Genomic DNA, 17,629 nt, shown 5'->3' with positions numbered 1-17,629 from the left:
GCCTCCCACCTTTAAGGTTACTTAAAAATTTCATCCTTATCTGGAACCTTTGCCCAGTCCTCAAGGAACCTCTCTATTCCTGTGTCGGTTAACGGATGTTTTGAAAGCTGTTTGATTACTTTAAATGGAATAGTTGCGATATCTGCACCGATTAATGCCGCTTGGAGGACGTGTTGAGGGTGTCTTATACTAGCTACGATTATTTCGGTGTCAAACATGTAGTTATCAAAGATCTGAACTATCTGCTCTATAAGTTCCATTCCGTTGTGTCCTATATCGTCAAGCCTACCTACGAAGGGTGAAACGTAAGTAGCTCCAGCCTTTGCAGCTAAAAGTGCCTGTAAGGGAGAGAATACGAGGGTAACGTTTGTCTTTATTCCTTCCTCTGAGAGTATTTTAACTGCCTTTAAGCCTTCCGTCGTCATAGGGATCTTTATTACTACGTTCTCTCCCAACTTTGAAAGGATCCTTGCTTCATCAACCATTCCTTGAGTATCAAGGCTTACCACTTCAAGGCTGACTGGTCCTGGAACAAGGTCAACTATTTCCTTAGCAACTTCCATAAAAGGTCTTCCTGTCTTTGATATTAAGGTAGGGTTTGTAGTAACTCCATCTACCATGCCCATTTCAAGGGCTTCTCTTATCTCGTTAATATCTGCAGTATCAATGAAGAATTTCATACGAAACCTCCTTTAAAGTTTTTGTTATCTTTTCCCCGAAGAAAGAGTTGAAGTTAAGACTGCCAGTTTTTACCTGAACTATCATTAAAGCTACAAGTGCAAGTATAACAAAAATCTCACCGATTCTTCCCGTTCTAAAAAGTTTTAATGAAAGTCGTGGGTAGTATTTTGTTTTGTAAGGGATTCCTAAAGGAGTTAACAAGTCAAGGAGTAGGTGAGAAGCGTAACCTACGGAGAAGGATAGTAAGTAGATTCCTATCTGTTGATTTAGGAAGTCTTTAACGACAACACTGATAAAGAGGAGAACTGGAAGTATTAAAATGTGGTGAGTTATTCCCCTATGGCTGTTAAAGAGGGTTCTATTTTGCCTAAACTTTGGAAGGCCCTTCTTGAGGTCAACGTCTGGAATGAGAGCTCCGACAACAGCCGGAATAAGGGGAAGTTTAAGTGCTGAGGCCAAAACTATTGCTCCAATTATATGGGTTCCTGCCGTCATCTAAAATAGCCCTGAGATAAAGGGGTTTTCCTTAAGTTCTCTCTCCAAAGTTGTGCTTTCCCCGTGGCCGGTGATTAACTTCGTTTTGGGATCAAGCTCGTTTAAGACTTTAAAGATAGAGCTCTTTAGTTGGGAGTAATCGCTCTTAGGCAGGTCGTACCTTCCGATACTTCCTTTAAAGATTAGGTCTCCTACCAAGGCTATCTTCTCTTGGGGACAGTATAGGACTATACTTCCTGGGGAGTGACCGGGAGTGTGGAGTACTTTAAAACTTTTACTCCCAAGCTTTAACTCGTCTCCTTCTTCAATTGTCCTGTCAGGTTGAGGGGAGTACTCTGCTCCAGCCATTTGTCCGATCTCGCTCTCAGTCCAGAAGTTAAGGTCTTTGGCAGCTTGAGGGTGCATTAGCAGTTCAGCATTTGGGAAGTAGAGCTTTGCCCATGAGTTTGCAGCTGTATGATCAGGGTGTTCGTGGGTATTAACTATGTACTTAACGGTTAGTTCTTCCCTATCGATTATGTCCTTAGCCTCTTCAACAGACCTTTTATCTCCAGGGTCAACTAACATGGCTTCTCTGCTCTCTTCGTCCCAGGCTAAAGCAGTGTTTACTAAAATTGGACCGCTGGGTATTATTACTGCCTTCATGATTCTTCCCCTAATATTATGAAGTCTGCAATTTCCTCAAGGTCAATGTACTCGTTTGCCGACTGAATTATCTCCTTTGCCGTTATGCTTTTAAATGAAATTACTTCTACTTTTATTCCTTTTGCTTTAAGGAAGTTTATAAGGTCTATAAAGTCTCCGTCTCCGCTCATTAAAACGACAACGTCAACTTTTCCGTTTTCTGCCATTGCAATTGCGTCTATTGCAATTCCCATGTCCCAGTCGGCTTTGTACTCTACTCTGTCCCAGTTGTAAAACTTCTTCGGTTCCTTTAACTTTACCTCGTAGCCTATACTCCTTAAAACGTGGATGAAACCGTCTTGGTTGACCCTTTCAAGGTCAACTAAGTAAGCTATGGCTCTATATAGCTTCCTACCTCTAACGGCTACTTGAAGGAGCTTTTTAAAGTCAACTCTCCTCCTTAAGGAGTTCTTTGCACCGTAGTAGATATTCTGCATATCTACAAGAACTCCAACAGATAGGTTGTTTAGGTGCCTATCTCTCTCTATCAGTTCCTGTGCCTTCAACTCTCTCCTCCGGATTGATGTCACAAGCGTGGGAGTTCCAAACTGCCAGTGGAGGTTCACAGTAAGGTTCTCTCTCCAGCTGTTTAATGAAACTCGTTAGTTCCTCAGTAGGTATCAGTTTCATACCTATATTGTAAGCCGAAAGGGCGTAAATTACCCCCTTACCTAAGGGTAAGTTGTTAACTGCTACACAGTCTACACCCTCTTTAGCTAATAACTCCGTTAGTTCTATACATTTTCCAAACTTCAGGTTAGCTACAGGATTCTTTATTCTCTTAATCTCTTTTAATTTCCCGTTTTCGTTCTTTAAAAAGAGTATTTCTGGACACTCTGCAAACTTACCGCAGACTCTATCCCCTTCAACGGGAACTGCAAAGAGCTTTTCCTTCTTCTCAACAGGTTCAAAGTGAATTAGTATCTTCTCTATGAAGGGGTGATCTCTCTTTACTTTTGCCTCTACTTCGTGAACTATGTTGTGGGCCTTTTCAAGGTCGTTTGTAAGGACGGAGACTTCTGCCTCTATGAACTTATAACTTCCTGAGCTCCTACCTGTGATACTTTTTACTTCGTAGACCAACGGGTGGGAAAGTATGGTTTCCTTGATTTTATCAAGGGTCTTTTTGTCTATTGAGGCATCAAGGAGGACTTTTAAGGCCTCAATCATAATTTCATAGCCTGCGTGGAATATGAAGAGGAGGATTATTACTACTGCTATCTTTTCTATAATTGGGAAGCCTAAGTAGTTTCCAACAATTCCAGCCAGAACGACTAGAGAGGAAAACATATCCGTCTTTATGTGTTCTGAATCGGCGATGAGGCTTGGGGAGTTAAGTTCTTCTCCCTTTTTTCTCTCATACCTTGAGAAGAAGTAAGTTATGACGATCGTTAAAACTACGGCTCCTACTGCTAGGGGAAGGTTCTTTACTCTGATTACCTCGTCTGAGAAGAGGGAGTCTTTTGCTATTTCATAGCCTGCAAAGAATATGGCAAAGGCACTAACTAGGGAGATTATGTTCTCAACTTTGTAGAGTCCGTAGGGAAAACCCTTTACTTTCATGTTTGCTATTACTATTCCTGCATAGACAGAAAAGGCTGCAGCAAGGTCTGCAAGGGAGTGGATGCCGTCTGCCAAGAGAACCTTTGAGCCAGACAGAATGCCTGCAGAGATTTTTAAGATAGATAGGAACAGGTTTACTAGAATTGAGTAGAGGGCTACTCTTTTTTTCTCTTTAAGTAATTCCATACTTTAAAACCCCAAGAAGTCGTCAAGCTCCTTTTTTGTTGAACTCCTATCTTCCTTCAATTTCTTCCACTCCTCAACTGCACTTATGTCTGTTCCCCCTCTCTTTGATTTTGCAAGTTTAACCTTTACCAGGGCAGGTACTGGTATCATTGTTCCCATAACTAAGGCTTCACCTACGTTAAGTGAAGGAAGCTGTTCAACGAGGTCGGAACTTAAGGATTCTGAAGCCTGTTGAACGTGTTTCTGGTCTCCAGGTTCAACTAACTTGAGAATTACCATATTGTTGGCCTGGGAGAGGGCGTTTGAGTCAAGGGCTTTAGGCCTTTGAGTTACGAGGCATAGCCCAAGTCCAAACTTTCTTCCTTCCCTTGCGATTCTTGAGATCCAGTACCTTGACTTTGTGTTGATTGTTGAAGATGCAAGTATGTGGGCCTCTTCAAGGACCGTTAAGAGGGGAAACTCAAGGCCTCCTTCCTTCTCCCTTACGTATTTCTTCCTTGCGTCAAGGATATTCCTCAGGACGTGGCTTACTACTATGTCTGCTATTTTCTCGTCAACGTGGGATAGGTCTATAACGTTAAGCCTTCCAAATTCAATCTGTTCAACTATCGTTGACTGCTGAAGGTCAAAGAGCTCTGCGTAGAGCTCCTGCATATCCTCAACTTTGTTTATTACCCCAGTTATTGACTTCCTGTCCTCCTTGTACTCTGGGTGTACTTCTGGATCTGTCCACTCCCTGAGTTTTCCAAGGAGAACTCCCCAGAACTCGTCTGCCTCGTAAATTCCGTTTCTGTAGTCCTCAACTGCTTCCTTAAAAGCCCTTCTTAAGTACCTGTCCTGGATGTATGAGCTGTCATCAACGTTTGCAAACTGTCTAAACTCGTAGTAGTTTAGCTTTAAAGGGTTTAGTGTTAACCTTATACTGTTAACAACGGAAGCACCGTCAACTTTAAGGTCAAAGTTGACGTACTCTCCGTGCATGTCAAAGACGAGAACGGTTCCACTCTTTTTTAGGAGCTCCTCAAGAATTACCGAAACCGTGTTTGACTTACCACCTCCAGTAACTGCAAGGACTGCAAGGTGTCTTGAAACAATGCTGTCTATATCTATGAATACGTCAACGTCAGGCCTCGTTAAGAGGTGTCCTAAGTGTATCTTTCTCCCGTCATCCTCTCCAAAGACTTTCCTTAGAGTCTCTGTTGAGGCTGGATATATGTAAGTCCCCGGTTCAGGAGGGACCCTTGGAATCTCCATTCTTCTATCGGGGTTTCCGAGGATTGAGAGTTTTCCCCTAAAGAAGGATGGGTTTCCGGTTAACTTCCTTAACTTCTCGGCCTCTTCCGGCTCAAGGTCTTCTGCGAAAGTCCTGTTAACCCTTTTAACCTCTTTAACGAAGGCTAGGACCCTTCCGTTTTCGTGCTCTATCTCAACGTAGTCTCCAAGCTGGACCCTCTTTGAGCTTACGAACTCTATTTCCCTAGTTGTTGGCTCCCCTATGCATATCCCAAGAGGTTCCATCTTTCCTCCTAAGTTGGAATACTTAAAATTATAAGAAGTTATACTTTGAGGAGGGTAAAGATGTCTGTTTTAGTTGAATTTGCCATGTTCCCTACGGATAAGGGAGAAAGCGTCAGTCCTTACGTTGCAAGAATTATAAAGATGATTGATGAGAGCGGAGTTCCTTACAAGTTAACTCCTATGGGAACGGTCTTTGAAACCGAAACCATGGCCGAAGCCTTAAAAATTATTGAGAAAGCTTACTCTCTTCTTGAGCCAGACTGTAACAGAGTTTACTGCGTAGCTAAGTTTGACATCAGGAAGGGTAAGAGTGGAAGGCTGGTTCAGAAGATAAAGTCTGTGGAGGAGAAGATAGGAAAGGAGGTTAGCAAGTAGGTATTGTTTGGCCTATATTATTTGGTGCGGAGCAGGACGAGGGGTCGCTGGCCTTGAGGCCAGAGGAAAGTCCGGGCTCCACAGGGCAGGGAGCCGGCGTTGAGCCGGGCAGGGGCGACCCTGCGGAAGGGCCACAGAAACGAAACCGCCACCTATAAGGTGGTAAGGGTGAAAGGGTGGTGTAAGAGACCACCGCTTCAACCCGCAAGGGTTGAAGGCACGGCAACCCCCTTCCGGAGCAAGGCTAAATAGGCTGGCGCTTGAGGGTGGCCCGCCCGATGCCAGCGGGTAAGCCGCACAGATAAATGACCCCAGAAAACAGAACCCGGCTTACGGCCTGCTCCGCAGAAATTATCCCTCAATTACTTTAACGAAGACTCTTCTCGTCCTTGGTCCATCAAACTCACAGAAGTATATGCCCTGCCAGGTTCCAAGAAGGAGCTTTCCATTTTGGACTATTACCGTCTGGTTACACCCTATTAGACTTGACTTTATGTGGGCTGCAGAGTTCCCTTCTGCGTGTTCGTAGAAGGGCTCTCTCCATGGAACTAACTTTTCAAGAGAGTTAATTATGTCTTTCCTTACCGTTGGATCTGCGTTTTCGTTAATTGTTACTCCTGCAGTTGTGTGGGGAACGTAGATAACGCATATACCGCTCTTTACCCCAGACTGTATAACTATTGATTCAACCTGTCTTGTAATGTCAATAAACTGGTTTCTACCTGTAGTTTTTAGGGTAATTTCGTAGACCAAGGCATCCTCCTCGTTTGTCCTTTTCTTAAATTTTATCAGTCTAAATCTTGCCCAAACTGGTAGTTGTCTATTAGCCTTGTATTCCCTACAAAGACCGCTAGAGCAATGGTATCCCCTTCCTTAACTTCTTTAACTGGCTTTAAAGTTTCCGAATCAACTATTTCTACGTAATCTATCTTCTTTACTAGAGGGTATGAAAAGATTAGTTTTTCAACTTCTCTCTTTATCTCTTCCGCTCTCCTTTCTCCTCTTTCAAAGAGTTCCTTTGCCAGCTTAATTCCTCTGTATAGTGCAACGGCACTTTCCCTTTCCTTAGGGGAGAGGTAGGTGTTCCTTGAGGATAGGGCCAGTCCGTCCTCTTCCCTCACTATCGGACAGCCTACTATCTCTACAGGTATGTTTAAGTCCCTGACTAATCTCTTAATGACCTGGAGTTGCTGAAAGTCCTTCTTTCCAAAGTAGGCCCTGTGAGGCCTGACTATGTTAAGTAGTTTTGTTACTACCGTTGCCACTCCCCTAAAGTGGCCCGGCCTCTTTGCTCCGCACAGTCCCTCTGTTAACCCTGTAACTTCAACGAAGGTTGAGTAGCCTGTAGGGTACATCTCCTCGGAGGAAGGGTGGAAGAGGTAGTCAACTCCTTCCCTCTCAAGGAGCCGAGAGTCCTTTTCTAGATCCCTTGGATACTTTTCAAAGTCCTCGTTCGGTCCAAACTGGGTAGGGTTAACGAATATACTCACAACGACGATGTCGTTTTCCTTCCTAGCCCTTCTAACAAGGGATAAGTGTCCTTCGTGAAGGTATCCCATTGTTGGGACAAAGCCTATTTCTCTCCCTATTTTCCTGTAACTTTCACCTATTGCCTGCATCTCTTTAACTGAGCTGATTATTCTCATTTCCTATTTCTCCCTCAGCGATTAGTTTTCCCTTTACTATTCCGGCTCCAAGCAGGACTACTGTTGCCGAGTAGTAGATCCACATTAGGAAAATTATAAGGGCGGCAAAGGAACCGTAAAGGATACTTACTTTTGAAACGTTAAGGACGAACCAGATGAAGGCCTTTTCAACCAGGATTAGTATAAAAAATATTACTCCTGAAATCTTTAATATAAAAGGAAACTCTATGCTAACCGGTAGGAGGAAATAGTAGACGAAAACTAAGGTTATGAAGAGCAGAAGGAGAACTAACAGTGAAGAAAGGAAGGAGAGCTCCGGGAACTGAGGAAGGAGTAAGGCAAGGACGTACTTGGCGATGTAAAGTAGGAACATTAAGATCCACAGGAGGAAGATAGAGAGGATTATTACTGTGTGTCTGTAAATAAAACCTGCCGGGTTTTCAACTTTGAGGATTTCAGAAAATGAACGCTCAAGGGAGAGGAAGATTCCCCTTGAAAACCACAACATGACGAGTGCTGCAGTTCCGCTTATTACTCCTGACTTATCTAGAACCTTTTCTATCTGAAGGAAAATCGGCTTTAGCGGTGATTCAAAGAGCTCCTTTGGAATTAGGTTTTTAAAGTCAACGTGAAATACCACCATTCCAAGGAAGAATAGGAAGATGAAGAGGGGGATAATTGACATTAGGGTGTAGTAGGCTATTGAGGCAGCAAAGAACTGATAGTCGCTTTCAAAGGTATCGCAGACGGCAAAGAAGAAGTAGTTTATGAAACTCTTTCTCTTTAAAAACCTTCTACAGATCATATATCTTCCCTTAATAGGACAAAGTCATCCCTGTGGATGCAGAGTTTAGAAGTAGAGAGCTCCTCTTTAGAACATCTAACTATTCCTTTACCTACAAGCTTTCCGTTTAAGCTGAAGACTTCAACTGCGTCTCCCTTTTTAAACTCACCTTCACACCTTTTTACTCCTCTTGACAGAAGGCTTTTTTCGCCCTTTACTAGGGCCTCTTCGGCTCCCTGGTCAATAAAGAGCTTCCCCTTTGGCTTCATGAGGTAGAGTATCCTGTATCCTTTTGCCTTCAACTTCTTACACGGCATTACCAGAGTTCCTAATCTCTCCCCGTTTAAGATTCTCTCAAGGACTCTTTCTTCTCTTCCTCCAGCTATTATTACTGGAATCCCTTTCTTCGCCGCCTTTGCAGCTGCTTCTATCTTAGTCGCCATTCCTCCGGTTCCAAACCTCGTCTGGGTTGAAAAGTCGCAACTTTCAAGGATTTCCCTTACGTCCTCTATTACAGGTATTAGCTTAGCGTCAGGGTTGTTTTCCGGGTTTTTATCAAATACTCCCGGACTCGTTGTTAGGATTACTAAAAGGTCTGCATCAACAAGGACAGAAACGTGGGCTGAAAGGTTGTCGTTATCACCTATCCTAATCTCTTCGGTGCTCAGGGTGTCGTTTTCGTTAACGACGGGAATTACTCCCAGCTTAAAGAGCGCGTTGAACGTATTTTTTGCATTGTGAAACCTCTCCTTTGACCGTAAGTCCTCTGCAGTGAGCAAGACCTGTCCTACCTTAAGGTTAAACCTTTTGAAGGACTCCCTGTACTCTGCCATGAGGTAGGGCTGACCTACTGCCGAGAGGGCCTGCTTTTCAGAGAGGGAGAAGGGCTTTCTCCTTAACTTGAGAGCCTTTATTCCGGCTAAGACTGCCCCGGAGCTCACCAGGACTACCTCTACTCCCTTTCCCCTCAAAGAGGCTATCTGCCGGGTTAAAGAGTCTATAAACTCCCTGTTTAATCCATCTTCCCCTGCAAGGAGCTGAGAGCCTACTTTAACTACTACCCTCTTAGCCTTCCTCAGCATTTTCCTTTTCTAACTCCTTAAGTTTGCTTGCAACGAAGTTTAAGAGCTCCTGCATACCCTCACCTGTTACGGCGGAAACTGCAAAGAAAGGATAACCTTTTTCCTCAAAGTACTTCTTCAACCTCTCCAGTTTGCTCCTATCGGTTAAAGCGTCAATCTTAGTTCCTACAACAATCTGGGGCTTCTCCTTTAGCTTAGGAGAGTAGAGTTCAAGCTCCCTATTGATTTTCTCAAAGGCCTCTTCAGGTTCCATCTCAGGGTTCGTTAAGTCAATTAAGTGGAGGAGTAGCTTAGTCCTTTCAACGTGTTTTAAGAACTCGTGTCCGAGCCCCTTACCTTTATGGGCTCCCTCTATCAGCCCAGGAATGTCTGCGACTACGAAGGAGAAGTCTCCAACCTTCGTTACACCTAAAATGGGCCTTAAGGTTGTAAAGGGGTAGTCTGCAATCTCTGGTTTTGCCTTTGAGATTCTGCTTAGGAAAGTTGACTTTCCGGCGTTGGGGAAGCCTACGAGTCCAACGTCTGCTAGAAGTTTCAGCTCAAGTTCAATCCACCTTTCCTCTCCGGGCTCTCCAGGTTCGGCAAAGTCGGGAGCTCTCCTAGTGGGAGTTGCAAAGGCTGCATTTCCCCTACCTCCTCTACCTCCCCTTGCAACAATTAACTTCTGACCGTGTTGCGTTAGGTCTCCCAGGATTTCTCCCGTTTCTGCATCCTTAACAACTGTCCCTACGGGAACCTTAATTTCAAGGTCTTTCCCGCTCCTTCCGCTTCTTTTGTTTCCCTCTCCGTGCCTTCCCCTCTCAGCCCTGTAGTGGCGTTTGTACTTAAAATCAAGGAGGGTATGGACGTTCCTATCGGCAACAAGAATAACGTCTCCTCCTTTACCTCCGTCGCCTCCGGAGGGTCCACCTTTTGGAACGAACTTCTCCCTCCTGAAGGCTACGCAACCGTTACCTCCGTGGCCTCCTTGTACGTAAATTTTTGCTCTATCTATAAACTTTGCCATAATTTCCTCCCAATACTGTTTGCAGACTTAAAATAGTTTTTTAACCTTATCCTTTCAACGGAGGAGGATGTGAAGAAAATTTTAGTTTTCTTACTTCTCATTCCTTTCCTTCTCATAGGAGGGTGTTTTGAGGAAAGTAAAACTGGTGAAAGTTCGGAAGTTAAGGTATTAACTGAACTTGGATACAAGGGGCTTGAATTTTACGAGAGGGTAGGGGGCCACACGATACGCCGCCACGTTGGAAAGGACTACAGTTGGCTGGTAAACAGGCTGAGGGAAGAGCCTAGGTTAAGGGCGGCAAGTTCCTTTTACGATTTGGCCACTGCTGAAAGGTGTGTTAGAAGGGCTATTTACTTTAACAGGGATAAGATTGTGTCCTGGTTGAAAAGTCCACACTCTCCTGACAAGCTGGTTTTGACTTACAGTTGCTCTGAACCTGTAGGAATTAAGGTAGAGAGAGTGACTAGGAATAAATTCAGAAAGATTACTTCCCATAGAGTTAGGGTTATATTAAAGAAGGATGATTCTTACGGCTTTATAGTTCTAACTGCATATCCTTCGTAGGGAGGATGAGGTGGACTACGAGAAGGAGAGGGTTTTTGAGGAGAAGTACCCTTACCTCTATTCGCTCCTAGCAGCCTTTGCTTACGGTGTAGAGGAGGGGAAATCTGACTGGGATATAGTAAGAGAAGAGGTTACAGAGTGCGAAAAGGCTGAAGAACTTATAAGGGAAATAGAAGATTTCTTAAAGAACAATCCTGCAAACTTTGAGCACGTTGTGGGTGACGTTGCAAACTATTACTTTGACGACACCAACGATTTTCTCAGGTGGATGGGGCAGGTTAAGAGGTACATCCTGTCTATAAAAGGGAAGCTCTGTGGATAGGAATAAGCTTGACCTATCTACTTTTTTAAAGGAAAAGTGCAAGTTCTATCAGTTTAAGGACGGCTTTAGGTTTGGAACTGATACCTTTCTCCTTGCAGATTTTGTTAGGGTTAAGGGGGAAGAGAGGTTAGTTGACCTTGGAACAGGGTGTGGGGTTATACCTATCCTCCTTCTCCTTAAATACCCCAACCTTACTGCTGTAGGTATTGACGTCCTTGAGGAAAACGTTTACCTCTCAAAGAGGAACGCTGAAGTTAACGGAGTTTCAGATAGGTTTGAGGCCGTTCACCTTAACGTTAGAGACGTTAAGAAGCTCTTCCGTTCAGGTGAGTTTGACGTTGCAGTCTCAAATCCGCCCTTTGTAGAGGTTGGAAGGGGAAGTCTATCAAAAGGAGGCCATAGGGCAGTTGCAAGGCAGGAGCTCTTTGCAACTCTTGAGGACTTCATTAAGGCTGCCTCTTACCTACTTAAAAATAAGGGAAGGTTTTACCTTCTTTTGCCTACAGTTCGGTTTGTTGATGGACTTTGTCTCTGCAGGAAGTACTCCCTTGAACCTAAGAGGCTTCGCTTCATCTATCCTGAAGAAGGTAGGGAGGCCAACCTCTTTCTTCTAGAGTGTTTAAAGGGAGGAGGTAAAGGGATTACCGTTGGACCTCCCTTGATCGTTTATAAAGACGCAGTTAAGAGGGTTTACACTGAAGAGGTTGAAAGGAAGTATTCCTCTTTCCTTTAGGTTTCCTAAATTTAAAGTAAGAGCTTTAATTTTTAACATCTTTGGAGAGGGGGAAGTATGAGTAGTTATCAGAGCAAAGAGGTTGGAAAGACAAAGGCTATTTTAATATCCCTTGCCAACGGAGATAAGATTGTAGGGGTGAATGCTGGGGATATAAAAACTTACGGAGAGCTAGGAAGCGTGAAGGTTTTAGACTATGCATTTTTGATATCTCTTGATCCTTTGAGATTCCTTGCATTCCTTGATACTATTGAGATTTACTATTCAAATTTAGTTTTTATATCAATGCTTGATGAGGAAAATCCTATATATAGAAAGTATATAGAGGAAGTGAAGAGCTTGAGGTATAAGAGCCTATCGGAGAAAACGATTAGCTCTTTCAGTTCTTTTAAGAGCTAGAAAAGCTCTTTGGGTTAAAGATTGAATAGAGTTCCCAATCCCTTCCCTTCTTCCTTACTTCTGCGACTGCTCCCTTTTTAAACGCAAGCTTTGCAGGTGATATACAGGTAATTGAGTTTAAAAAGAGCGAAATGTCCGGCTCGTGGCCTATTAAGGCTAAATTTCCCCTGTTTTCCTTTATTACAGATAGGTAATCATCAGGTTCGGCATCAGGCTTTAGCCTTTCGTCAACCTTAACTTTTACATTCAAGAGCTCTGATATGATTTCGGCGGTTTTTAGGGCCCTTTCACATGGAGAGGAGATGACTTTAACTTTCTTTGGGAAGATCGGTTTAAGCCATTTAATAAAGGCCTTAAACTCTTCAATACCCTCTCTGGTTAAGGGCCTTTTGCAGTCATCACCCTTCCACTCTTCCCTCTTTAAAGCCTTAGCGTGTCTTACAATGAATACTCTCTTACCCATCTTTCAAAGTACTCCTGTGAGTTAAAGTCCCTCTTCTTTGGCCTTGTGTACGTACCGTCTGGCTGAAGGATTCTGGCCTTTGCAGTATCCTTTAACTGGATTTCCAGAATTTCCTTAAGCTTCTCTTTCAACTTTGGTTCCTCAATAGGAGTAAGGGTTTCAACCCTCCTGTGGAAGTTCCTGGGCATCCAGTCTGCACTGCTTATGTAGACTTCATCTTGGCCCTGGAAGAAGAATATCCTTGCATGTTCAAGGTATTTCCCGACGATACTTATAACCTTTATGTTTTCACTTATTCCTTCAATTCCGGGCCTTAAACAGCATATTCCCCTGACTAAGAGTTCTACCTTTACTCCCCTCTGAGAGGCCCTGTAGAGGGCCTGAATTACTTCAGGGTCAACTAGGGAGTTCATCTTTGCAACTATCCTCTCCCTCTCATTTTCAATCAAGGATAGGACTTTCTCCTTCAGGTTAACGGGGGATATGTAGAGCTTTTTAAGCTCTGGAGGGTGGAAGTAGCCTGTTATAACGTTGAATATCCTTGAAACGTCCCTTCCGATTGTCTCATCGCTCGTTAGGTAGCTGACGTCCGAGTAAACCTTCGCCGTTTCAACGTTGTAGTTGCCGGTTCCTATGTGAACGTAGCGCTTTATCTTTCCCTCTTCCTTCCTCACTATCATTAGGAGTTTTCCGTGGGTTTTAAGGCCGGGAACTCCGTAAACTACGTGTACACCGTCCTCTTCAAGTTTCCTTGCCCAAACTATGTTGCTCTCCTCGTCAAAGCGGGCCTTTAGCTCAACTACTGCAGTTACCTCTTTGCCCTTTTGGGCTGCCTTACTTAAGGCTTCAACGATCGGGGAGTTCCTTCCAACCCTGTATAGGGTCTGTTTTATTGCAAGGACGTTAGGGTCTTCTGCAGCTTCTTCTATGAGCTCAACTATTGGGTCAAAGGACTCGTAAGGGTGGAAGAGAATTGAACTGCTGTTCTTCAGTGCCGTGAATACTTCAACTTCAAACTGAGGAGGGTAGTACGGGACGTAAGGGGTAAACTTAAGGTCTGGCCTATCTACCTGTTTATAAAGGCTCCAGAGGTCCGATAGCTTGAGGGGAATTCTCATCCTGTAAATGTCATCTTCGCCCAACTCAAGTTCATCTTTTAAGAGGGAGATAGTTAGCTCTGAACCACCGTTTATTTCAAGTCTAACCGGCTCTCCAAATTTCCTGTTCCTAAGCCCCTTCTCTATTGCCTCTAGTAGGTCGTCAGCCTCGTCTTCCTGGATTACTATGTCTGCATCTCTTGTTACTTTAAAGGTGGCGTAACTCCTTATCTCCTGTTGGGGGAAGAGCTCTTTAAGGTGGTTAACGATTACCTCCTCAAGGTAGACGAACTTTCCCTCTTCAAGCTCAACGAAGCGAGGGAGAACTTTTGGTATTGGAACGAGGCCAAAGCGGAGCTCCTCCCCTATCATTTCAACTATTATGTTGAAGGAGAGGGATGGAAGGTGAGGAAAGGGATGGGTTAAGTCAACTGCAAGAGGAGTTAAAACGGGGAAGATAAACTCTTTAAAGTACTTATCTGCCTTCTTCTTTAACCTGGATGGGAGCTCCCTATAAGTGTAGATGTGAATACCTTCTTTCTTTAAGAGGGTTAAGAGTTCCTTGTAGGTTTTTTCAGTTTCCTTTAGGAGCTCCCTCGTCTTCCTTGAAATTTTCTTCAGCTGCTCTTTTGGAGTTAAACCGTCAAAGGAAGGTTTGTTTATTCCTGCGGAGACCATTTTCTTAAGGCCTGCAACTCTTATCATGAAGAACTCGTCAAGGTTTGTAAAGAAAATTGCTATGAACTTTAACCTCTCTAGTAGAGGGTTCGTTTTGTCCTGAGCTTCCTCTAAGACCCTCCTGTTAAACTCAAGCCAGGAGAGCTCCCTATTTATGTAAAGTTTCGGGGACTTTAAATCTACCTTTGGCTTTCCTTCTCCCATTCCTTTAGCACTCCCCCTTTAGAACTACCGTCTCGTAGACGAGTCCTTCCCTTAAACCGTACTTTGAAATTATCAGTTCCTTACACTTAAAGATATCCATTAGCTCAAGAGCAACAATTGAGGCAACCGCAACGGTTTGGGCCCTCTTTATTGAAACTCCGAAGGCTTTGGATATCTCTTCAGGGCTCATCTTAGTTAACCTTCCTGTAATTTCTTTGAGCTGTTTCTTTTTTATCCTCTTTTTCCCCGAAATTTTCTTAAGGGCCCTTATACTTCCCCCTACACCTACCAACTTGTCGCTCTCGTAAATTGAAAAGTCGTAAGGGTTAACGTAGTGGCGTACTTTCCACCTTATCCTGATAGGATCTTCAACTCTCCCTTCCCTTACAGCCTCTTTAAACTCAAGGGTTCCTAAGGGGTAGCTCTTACAGAAGTTAGGCTTACCCCCTTTAATTTCGCAGATCTCTAAACTTCCACCTCCGATGTCAAACAAAAGCCCTTCCTTCAGCTTTACGTCAAGGAGAGCTCCTAGAGCAGAGTAGTAGGCCTCTTCCTCCCCAGATAGAACTTTCACTTTAAAAAGGTCTTCAATTGCCTCAAGAACTTCCTTCCTGTTCTCTATGACCCTAAGGGTGTAAGTACCAACGGCTATGGTGCAGTCGGGTTTTACCTCCTTAAGGCTCTCCCTGAAACTCTCAAGGACGAGCCTTAACTTCTCTACTCCTTCCTTCTTTAGTCTCTTCCCTTCTACGAAGTTTAGAAGCCTTAAGTATATTGACTCTGAGTAGATTTTCTTAATTTTCTCACCCTTAACCTGGTAGACAAACAGTTTTACAGTGTTTGAGCCTATATCAACTACTGCAACCTTTTTCAAAGTTCAACTCCTAAGTGCTTTTAAGGCTACCTCCTGAAGAGGCTGGAGTAGAGGCGGTGGAGTTGTTGGTGGAAAGGCTGAGTTAAGGAGACTTGCAATCTCAACTGCCCTCTTCCTCTCCTCAATTAACCTGTTTACGACCTCAACGAGTGCCCAAACGCTCCTGCTCTTTCCTTTAAACTCCCCTCCTACCAGCTCGCCCTTGTCGTTAAAGAAGAGCTTAACGGTTAAGGGATTACACCCAGGGAATGACCCCGGATAAGCATCTGTAGAAATTACTTTGTTCCCTTTAAACTCTCCTTTAGTGTAACCTGAGAAACCAAAGAACTCTCCGCCAACTTCGGTTATTCCCGATGGAACTATTCCCCTATCCTTAACTTGGGGGCCTAAAAGGTTTATAGCAGCAATTCTTCCGTCTCTTGCCGAGACTGAGGCGAGCATTCCTGGGATTTTCTTCCCGTCAATGGAGCACAGGTGGGATATGCAGTTTCCAGCAGCTAAAACGTTATCTGCAGATGTCCTTAGGAAATGGTCAACCTCTATAAAGCCACGGTTGTCTACCTTTATTCCTCCATCAACTGCAAGTTTTGTATTTGGAATAAACCCTATGAAGGTTAAAACCAGGTCTGTTTTAATGCTTCCCTCTTTAGTGATGACCTCCTCTACTCTCTCCTTTCCTTTAAACCCTTCCACCTTTTGGTTCTTTAGAACCTTTACTCCCTGTTTCCTGAGTTTTTCCTCTATCTCCCTCTCAGTTTCCTCTGAAAAGACTCCAGAAGCAATGTGATTTGATGCCTCAATTACAAAAATATCCTTTCCTTTAAAGTTTTGGCTTATTTGGTCTGCAAAACCCAGTGAGATAAAACCAGCCCCAATAAGTGTAATTTTCTCTGCCCGTTCAACCTCTTCCTTTATCCTTCTAACTCCCTGCGTCGTTGTGTCTATGTAGTAGATACCTTTTAGGTCGCAGCCGGGTACGTTTAACCTCCTTGGTAGCCAGCCGGTTGATAGGATGAGCTTTTCGTACCTTATCCTCTTTTTTGGAGTAAAGATGGTGCCGGAGCTAGGCTCAACAGCTGTTACCCTATCAATTAGAAGCTTGCCGAACTCCCTAACCTTTTCAAGGGGATATACGTTCTTCTCTAAAGGGACCTTTCCACCGATTACGTAGGGAATTGAACAGGGAATTTGCAGGTCTTCCCTGTCGTTTATCAGTAAAAGTTCCTTTTCGGGGTAGAGCCCCCTTACTGTTTTTGCAGCGTTAAACCCTGCAGGTCCTCCTCCAACGATTACTACATCGTAAAACTCCATCTCCTCCTCCTCAGATAGGTTATTCCTGCCCTATAAACTCAAGGCACTTTTCTACTTCCCACTTACTTCCCAAAATCACCGGGACTCTCTGGTGGAGCTCCTTAGGAACGACTTCTAAAATCGGTTTCTCTCCGGTTGAGGCCATTCCACCGGCTTGTTCAATTAAGAAGGCCATTGGGTTTGCCTCGTAAAGGAGCCTAAGTTTACCGCTGGTGTTCTTCTTATCTGCAGGGTAAATGAAGATTCCACCTTTAAATAGGGTTCTGTGGACGTCAGCAACCATTGAACCGACGTACCTTAGCGTGTACTTCTCCTCTTTTAGTGAATCTACGAACCTCCTCAAACCTTCATTTGTCCACTTGTTCCTGTTGGCCTCGTTTATTGAGTAGATCTTTCCTTTCTCAGGCATCTTTACTTCTGGGTGGGAGAGTAGGTAATTGCCGCTTTCTGGATCGAGTGTAAAGGCAACGACTCCCCTTCCTAGGCTCATTACGAGCATAGTTGACGGTCCGTAAATTACGTAGCCTGCAGCAACCTGCTCTCTACCAGGTTTCATAATACTGTCCTTCTGTATTGAGAAGATTGTTCCGATGCTTACGTTAACGTCAATGTTTGAGGAACCGTCAAGGGGGTCAAAGGCTACTGCGTAACCCTTCTCAGAAACTATGAGGCAGTCCTCTACCTCTTCCGATGTTATCTGGCATGCTTTGCCGCAGTTCTTTAAGCTCTCAATCAGGATTTCGTTTGCAAGTTCATCAAGCTTTTGGACTTCCTCTCCCTGAACGTTAACCTTTCCGGCACTTCCAAGTACTCCGAGGAGTCCTGCTTTCCTTACTTTTCCTGCAATTTCCTTTGTAGCGGTGGCTATCTCGTTTAATAGGAGTATGAGTTCATCGTCCAGCCACTCCATCTCTTCCTTCTTCTGAAACAGGTAAACTGAAAGTGGAACGGCCATCTTTTCCTC

The 17,629-nt window shown here is 44.0% G+C and carries 21 protein-coding genes and 1 other RNA gene; 6 read left to right on the top strand and 16 right to left on the bottom strand.

Translation table 11 applies throughout. The features are described 5' to 3' along the window. Nucleotides 1-17: 17 nt before the first annotated feature. The 6 genes from fsa to C7457_RS05385 are packed head-to-tail and all read right to left on the bottom strand — an operon-like array spanning nucleotide 18 to nucleotide 5,127. A complete protein-coding gene (gene fsa / locus C7457_RS05410; protein WP_121170845.1) occupies nucleotides 18-680 on the bottom strand; it encodes a fructose-6-phosphate aldolase in 663 nt (220 codons plus the stop codon). Next, the gene (locus C7457_RS05405; protein WP_121170843.1) at nucleotides 664-1,176 is read right to left on the bottom strand and encodes a metal-dependent hydrolase; all 513 of its coding nucleotides are present in this window, start codon (nucleotides 1,174-1,176) and stop codon (nucleotides 664-666) included. Before C7457_RS05405 ends, fsa begins: the two co-directional genes overlap by 17 nt. Further along, nucleotides 1,177-1,821 (bottom strand): MBL fold metallo-hydrolase, encoded by a 645-nt coding sequence (locus tag C7457_RS05400; protein ID WP_121170841.1) that lies wholly within the window; start codon nucleotides 1,819-1,821, stop codon nucleotides 1,177-1,179. Next, nucleotides 1,818-2,366, bottom strand: a complete 549-nt coding sequence (locus C7457_RS05395; protein WP_121170839.1) for a LabA-like NYN domain-containing protein — start codon at nucleotides 2,364-2,366, stop codon at nucleotides 1,818-1,820. Before C7457_RS05395 ends, C7457_RS05400 begins: the two co-directional genes overlap by 4 nt. Next, the gene (locus tag C7457_RS05390) at nucleotides 2,335-3,609 is read right to left on the bottom strand and encodes a cation diffusion facilitator family transporter (RefSeq protein WP_121170837.1); all 1,275 of its coding nucleotides are present in this window, start codon (nucleotides 3,607-3,609) and stop codon (nucleotides 2,335-2,337) included. The genes C7457_RS05395 and C7457_RS05390 overlap by 32 nt, the downstream gene beginning before the upstream one ends. Before the next feature lie 3 nt (nucleotides 3,610-3,612). Beyond that, nucleotides 3,613-5,127, bottom strand: a complete 1,515-nt coding sequence (locus C7457_RS05385; RefSeq protein ID WP_121170835.1) for a helicase HerA domain-containing protein — start codon at nucleotides 5,125-5,127, stop codon at nucleotides 3,613-3,615. A 60-nt stretch (nucleotides 5,128-5,187) separates the two neighbouring features. On the opposite strand from C7457_RS05385, the gene C7457_RS05380 reads away from it, so the two are divergent. Beyond that, nucleotides 5,188-5,502: an MTH1187 family thiamine-binding protein gene (locus tag C7457_RS05380; RefSeq protein WP_121170832.1), complete on the top strand. Its 315-nt coding sequence runs from the start codon at nucleotides 5,188-5,190 to the stop codon at nucleotides 5,500-5,502. Between the two features lie 28 nt (nucleotides 5,503-5,530). Next, an RNA gene (gene rnpB, locus C7457_RS05375) (RNase P RNA component class A) lies at nucleotides 5,531-5,850 on the top strand. Nucleotides 5,851-5,853: 3 nt separating this feature from the next. On the opposite strand, the gene C7457_RS05370 is transcribed toward rnpB, so the two are convergent. The 5 genes from C7457_RS05370 to obgE are packed head-to-tail and all read right to left on the bottom strand — an operon-like array spanning nucleotide 5,854 to nucleotide 10,020. Next, entirely contained in the window at nucleotides 5,854-6,255 is a 402-nt protein-coding gene (locus C7457_RS05370; RefSeq protein ID WP_121170830.1) for a secondary thiamine-phosphate synthase enzyme YjbQ, read from the bottom strand. 35 nt (nucleotides 6,256-6,290) lie between these two features. Next, nucleotides 6,291-7,148 carry a pantoate--beta-alanine ligase gene (gene panC, locus C7457_RS05365; protein ID WP_121170828.1) on the bottom strand — a complete coding sequence of 286 codons (858 nt, stop codon included), beginning with the start codon at nucleotides 7,146-7,148 and terminating at the stop codon, nucleotides 6,291-6,293. Next, complete coding sequence (locus C7457_RS05360; RefSeq protein WP_121170826.1) at nucleotides 7,126-7,953, bottom strand: YihY/virulence factor BrkB family protein; 828 nt, start codon at nucleotides 7,951-7,953, stop codon at nucleotides 7,126-7,128. The genes panC and C7457_RS05360 overlap by 23 nt, the downstream gene beginning before the upstream one ends. Continuing rightward, nucleotides 7,950-9,014: a glutamate 5-kinase gene (gene proB, locus C7457_RS05355; RefSeq protein ID WP_121170824.1), complete on the bottom strand. Its 1,065-nt coding sequence runs from the start codon at nucleotides 9,012-9,014 to the stop codon at nucleotides 7,950-7,952. The genes C7457_RS05360 and proB overlap by 4 nt, the downstream gene beginning before the upstream one ends. Continuing rightward, nucleotides 8,998-10,020 (bottom strand): GTPase ObgE, encoded by a 1,023-nt coding sequence (gene obgE, locus C7457_RS05350; RefSeq protein ID WP_121170822.1) that lies wholly within the window; start codon nucleotides 10,018-10,020, stop codon nucleotides 8,998-9,000. The genes proB and obgE overlap by 17 nt, the downstream gene beginning before the upstream one ends. Before the next feature lie 69 nt (nucleotides 10,021-10,089). Here obgE and C7457_RS05345 point away from each other — a divergent pair, with 69 nt between their 5' ends. Genes C7457_RS05345 through C7457_RS05330 form a run of 4 tightly spaced genes read left to right on the top strand, consistent with a single transcriptional unit; the run spans nucleotide 10,090 to nucleotide 12,038 of the window. Then, entirely contained in the window at nucleotides 10,090-10,584 is a 495-nt protein-coding gene (locus C7457_RS05345) for an RNase A-like domain-containing protein (protein WP_121170820.1), read from the top strand. A gap of 10 nt (nucleotides 10,585-10,594) precedes the next feature. Beyond that, complete coding sequence (locus C7457_RS05340) at nucleotides 10,595-10,906, top strand: hypothetical protein (protein ID WP_121170818.1); 312 nt, start codon at nucleotides 10,595-10,597, stop codon at nucleotides 10,904-10,906. After that, nucleotides 10,899-11,639 carry a tRNA1(Val) (adenine(37)-N6)-methyltransferase gene (locus C7457_RS05335; RefSeq protein ID WP_121170816.1) on the top strand — a complete coding sequence of 247 codons (741 nt, stop codon included), beginning with the start codon at nucleotides 10,899-10,901 and terminating at the stop codon, nucleotides 11,637-11,639. Before C7457_RS05340 ends, C7457_RS05335 begins: the two co-directional genes overlap by 8 nt. 57 nt (nucleotides 11,640-11,696) lie before the next feature. After that, complete coding sequence (locus tag C7457_RS05330; RefSeq protein WP_121170814.1) at nucleotides 11,697-12,038, top strand: hypothetical protein; 342 nt, start codon at nucleotides 11,697-11,699, stop codon at nucleotides 12,036-12,038. On the opposite strand, the gene C7457_RS05325 is transcribed toward C7457_RS05330, so the two are convergent. Genes C7457_RS05325 through fbp form a run of 5 tightly spaced genes read right to left on the bottom strand, consistent with a single transcriptional unit; the run spans nucleotide 12,028 to nucleotide 17,620 of the window. After that, the gene (locus C7457_RS05325) at nucleotides 12,028-12,501 is read right to left on the bottom strand and encodes a SixA phosphatase family protein (protein WP_121170812.1); all 474 of its coding nucleotides are present in this window, start codon (nucleotides 12,499-12,501) and stop codon (nucleotides 12,028-12,030) included. The genes C7457_RS05330 and C7457_RS05325 overlap by 11 nt on opposite strands. After that, nucleotides 12,477-14,480: a polyphosphate kinase 1 gene (ppk1, locus tag C7457_RS05320; RefSeq protein WP_121170810.1), complete on the bottom strand. Its 2,004-nt coding sequence runs from the start codon at nucleotides 14,478-14,480 to the stop codon at nucleotides 12,477-12,479. The genes C7457_RS05325 and ppk1 overlap by 25 nt, the downstream gene beginning before the upstream one ends. Before the next feature lie 4 nt (nucleotides 14,481-14,484). Then, nucleotides 14,485-15,354 carry a Ppx/GppA phosphatase family protein gene (locus C7457_RS05315; protein WP_121170808.1) on the bottom strand — a complete coding sequence of 290 codons (870 nt, stop codon included), beginning with the start codon at nucleotides 15,352-15,354 and terminating at the stop codon, nucleotides 14,485-14,487. Nucleotides 15,355-15,357: 3 nt separating this feature from the next. Next, a complete protein-coding gene (locus tag C7457_RS05310) occupies nucleotides 15,358-16,665 on the bottom strand; it encodes an NAD(P)/FAD-dependent oxidoreductase (RefSeq protein WP_121170806.1) in 1,308 nt (435 codons plus the stop codon). A gap of 19 nt (nucleotides 16,666-16,684) precedes the next feature. Then, complete coding sequence (gene fbp, locus C7457_RS05305) at nucleotides 16,685-17,620, bottom strand: class 1 fructose-bisphosphatase (protein WP_121170804.1); 936 nt, start codon at nucleotides 17,618-17,620, stop codon at nucleotides 16,685-16,687. Between the last annotated feature and the right edge of the window lie 9 nt (nucleotides 17,621-17,629).

The sequence above is a fragment of the Thermovibrio guaymasensis genome (assembly GCF_003633715.1).
Taxonomy (GTDB): Bacteria; Aquificota; Aquificia; order Desulfurobacteriales; family Desulfurobacteriaceae; genus Thermovibrio; species Thermovibrio guaymasensis.
Note: the sequence above shows the minus strand (reverse complement) of the source record. Positions and strands in the feature narration are given on the sequence as shown.

What these genes read in the sequence shown, in the direction of transcription:
- fsa (WP_121170845.1), bottom strand. Translation starts at nt 680, where the DNA reads ATGAAATTCTTCATTGATACTGCAGATATTAACGAGATAAGAGAAGCC.
- C7457_RS05405 (WP_121170843.1), bottom strand. Translation starts at nt 1,176, where the DNA reads ATGACGGCAGGAACCCATATAATTGGAGCAATAGTTTTGGCCTCAGCA.
- C7457_RS05400 (WP_121170841.1), bottom strand. Translation starts at nt 1,821, where the DNA reads ATGAAGGCAGTAATAATACCCAGCGGTCCAATTTTAGTAAACACTGCT.
- C7457_RS05390 (WP_121170837.1), bottom strand. Translation starts at nt 3,609, where the DNA reads ATGGAATTACTTAAAGAGAAAAAAAGAGTAGCCCTCTACTCAATTCTA.
- C7457_RS05385 (WP_121170835.1), bottom strand. Translation starts at nt 5,127, where the DNA reads ATGGAACCTCTTGGGATATGCATAGGGGAGCCAACAACTAGGGAAATA.
- C7457_RS05380 (WP_121170832.1), top strand. Translation starts at nt 5,188, where the DNA reads ATGTCTGTTTTAGTTGAATTTGCCATGTTCCCTACGGATAAGGGAGAA.
- panC (WP_121170828.1), bottom strand. Translation starts at nt 7,148, where the DNA reads ATGAGAATAATCAGCTCAGTTAAAGAGATGCAGGCAATAGGTGAAAGT.
- C7457_RS05360 (WP_121170826.1), bottom strand. Translation starts at nt 7,953, where the DNA reads ATGATCTGTAGAAGGTTTTTAAAGAGAAAGAGTTTCATAAACTACTTC.
- proB (WP_121170824.1), bottom strand. Translation starts at nt 9,014, where the DNA reads ATGCTGAGGAAGGCTAAGAGGGTAGTAGTTAAAGTAGGCTCTCAGCTC.
- obgE (WP_121170822.1), bottom strand. Translation starts at nt 10,020, where the DNA reads ATGGCAAAGTTTATAGATAGAGCAAAAATTTACGTACAAGGAGGCCAC.
- C7457_RS05330 (WP_121170814.1), top strand. Translation starts at nt 11,697, where the DNA reads ATGAGTAGTTATCAGAGCAAAGAGGTTGGAAAGACAAAGGCTATTTTA.
- C7457_RS05325 (WP_121170812.1), bottom strand. Translation starts at nt 12,501, where the DNA reads ATGGGTAAGAGAGTATTCATTGTAAGACACGCTAAGGCTTTAAAGAGG.
- ppk1 (WP_121170810.1), bottom strand. Translation starts at nt 14,480, where the DNA reads ATGGGAGAAGGAAAGCCAAAGGTAGATTTAAAGTCCCCGAAACTTTAC.
- C7457_RS05310 (WP_121170806.1), bottom strand. Translation starts at nt 16,665, where the DNA reads ATGGAGTTTTACGATGTAGTAATCGTTGGAGGAGGACCTGCAGGGTTT.
- fbp (WP_121170804.1), bottom strand. Translation starts at nt 17,620, where the DNA reads ATGGCCGTTCCACTTTCAGTTTACCTGTTTCAGAAGAAGGAAGAGATG.